Below are 2,599 nucleotides of genomic sequence, written 5' to 3'. Positions count from 1 at the left end.
CTTATAGTCCGGTAATAAAAAAAAGTAAACTCTAATTTTTCAGGATATTTTATTATTTTTTTATGTTGATCATGCCTAGAATTATAATTATCCCCATAATAAACATCAAACTCATCATTCAGCATTGGTGTAATGTCCTTTAAAACAGAGTTGTCACTAAAACAATCACCTCCATTCATAAAAATGACAAACTCCCCTTTAGAAGCTCTTATTCCTTTGTTCATGGCATTGTAAATTCCTGCATCAGGTTCACTAACCCAAAATGAAATTTTATCTTGATATTTTTTTATAACATCCTTACTACCATCTGTACTTCCTCCGTCTATTATAATAAATTCAAAATCTTTCCAAGATTGATTTATAACACTTTTAATTGTTTTCTCTAAGCCTTCCTTTTCATTATAATTAACCGTAATTATCGATATTTTACTCATCTTAAAAATTAAATCTGAATTAAATTAAAATTTCTCATTATAAACTTTCGTTATTCCTTCTCTAAGTTCGATAGAATATTTCCAACCCAAACTATTTAATTTAGTCGTATCAGTAAGCTTTCTAGGTGTACCGTCAGGCTTTGTAACATCAAAGACAACATTACCTTTAAAACCAACAATATCCTTTATTAAAAAGGCTAAATCAGAAATAGAAATTTCTTTACCCGAGCCAATATTTACAAATCCTTTATCATTATAATTTTGCATTAAATACACACAAGCATTGGCCATATCTGATGCGTGTAAAAATTCTCTTAATGGATTTCCTGACCCCCAAACAAGTACTTCTTTTTCATTGTTTTGTTTTGCTTCATGAAATTTTCGCAATAATGCTGGTAATACATGAGAATTTTGCAAGTCATAATTATCATTAAATCCGTATAAATTGGTTGGCATTACAGATATGAAATTACAACCGTATTGATCTCGGTAAGCGTCACACATTTTTATACCTGCAATTTTTGCAATAGCATACGGTTCATTCGTTTCTTCTAAAATCCCTGTTAAGAGGTACTCTTCTTTCAAAGGTTGTGGTGCCATTTTTGGATAAATACAAGTAGATCCAAGAAAAAGCAATTTCTTTACACCTGTTTTATAACTTTGATGAATGACATTACTTTGAATGAGAATATTTTCATAAATAAAATCAGCTCTGTACGTATTATTAGCTATTATACCACCCACTTTTGCAGCGGCAAGAAAAACGTACTCCGGCATTTCGATTTCGAAAAAACGGGCTACAGCATTTTGATCGATTAAGTTAAGTTCAACTGACGTCCTAGTAATAATATTAGTGAATCCCTTATTTTCTAAATCTTTAACAATTGCACTACCTACCATCCCACGATGCCCAGCTACATATATTTTTGAATTGAGTTTCATATTTTTTTGAATAACTATTGTTTAAAATTTTTAAAATATTTTTCTTTTTTAAAAATTTCTAAATCAGATTGCATCATTTCGCTAACCAACATATTTAAGGTGTATTTTGGAGACCAACCTAATTTTGTTCTTGCTTTTGTATTATCTCCAATTAGCAATTCAACTTCTGTTGGCCTGAAATAAACAGGATCGATTTTAACTACAATTTGTCCTACTTTAAAAGTATAATCTGGGTTAGAAGTAGATCTTACTGTACCCGTTTCGTTAATACCTTCTCCATTAAAATCCAATTCTACTCCAACTTCCCTAAAGGCCATTGTAATAAACTCTCGAACTGTGGTTGTTACACCTGTAGAGATCACAAAGTCCTCAGGTATATCTTGCTGTAATATCAACCACATAGCCTCTACATAATCCTTGGCGTGCCCCCAATCTCTTTGAGAATCTATATTACCCATATATAATGTATCCTGCATCCCTAATGCCATTTGAGCTACTCCACGCGTAATTTTTCTAGTTACAAAGGTCTCTCCTCTTAAAGGACTTTCATGATTGAATAAGATACCGTTGCAAGCAAACATATTATATGCTTCTCGATAATTTACTGTAATCCAATAGGCATAAAGCTTTGCAACAGCATACGGAGAACGAGGGTAAAAAGGTGTAGACTCTTTTTGAGGAACTTCTTGAACCAATCCATATAACTCTGATGTTGATGCTTGATATATTTTTGTCTTATCAGTCAATCCTAGTAGTCTTACAGCATCAAGGATTCTTAAAGTACCAATTCCGTCAGCATTTGCTGTATATTCTGGTATATCAAAACTCACTTTTACGTGGCTCATTGCACCCAAATTATATATTTCATCCGGTTGTGTTTCTTGAATAATACGAATCAAGTTTGTAGAATCGCTCAAATCACCATAATGCAATTTAAAATGCTGATTATCCACATGAGGATCTTCATAAATATGATCAATTCTTTGTGTATTAAATAAAGAACTTCTCCTTTTTATACCGTGAACCATGTAACCTTTAGACAATAATAATTCAGCTAAATATGCACCGTCTTGCCCCGTAATGCCTGTTACTAATGCTACTTTCATATTTTTATATTTTTTTATTGCTATTTCTATATTTAATCTGAATTTCACAAAATTAATTACAAGCAACTTTAGAAATTGTACTAAACAAATAATGTTTCGTAAATAATCATGTCAAAT

3 protein-coding genes are annotated in these 2,599 nt (G+C 31.4%); all 3 read right to left on the bottom strand.

Features of this window, described 5'->3' with window-relative positions:
* The coding region (locus DNC80_RS15720; protein WP_182652025.1) for a glycosyltransferase at positions 1-434 on the bottom strand (434 nt) is incomplete at its 3' end.
* A gap of 24 nt (positions 435-458) precedes the next feature.
* Positions 459-1,376, bottom strand: a complete 918-nt coding sequence (locus DNC80_RS15715; protein WP_144892721.1) for a GDP-L-fucose synthase — start codon at positions 1,374-1,376, stop codon at positions 459-461.
* A 14-nt stretch (positions 1,377-1,390) separates the two neighbouring features.
* The gene (gmd, locus tag DNC80_RS15710; RefSeq protein WP_182652024.1) at positions 1,391-2,482 is read right to left on the bottom strand and encodes a GDP-mannose 4,6-dehydratase; all 1,092 of its coding nucleotides are present in this window, start codon (positions 2,480-2,482) and stop codon (positions 1,391-1,393) included.
* Positions 2,483-2,599 lie beyond the last annotated feature (117 nt).

Source organism: Flavobacterium sp. SOK18b, assembly GCF_014156605.1.
Taxonomy (GTDB): domain Bacteria; phylum Bacteroidota; class Bacteroidia; order Flavobacteriales; family Flavobacteriaceae; genus Flavobacterium; species Flavobacterium tiangeerense.
This window is presented reverse-complemented; position numbering and strand designations above follow the sequence as displayed.

Bases quoted from the DNA above. Each gene is read 5' to 3' on its own strand.
- DNC80_RS15715 (WP_144892721.1), bottom strand. From the start codon at position 1,376: ATGAAACTCAATTCAAAAATATATGTAGCTGGGCATCGTGGGATGGTA.
- gmd (WP_182652024.1), bottom strand. From the start codon at position 2,482: ATGAAAGTAGCATTAGTAACAGGCATTACGGGGCAAGACGGTGCATAT.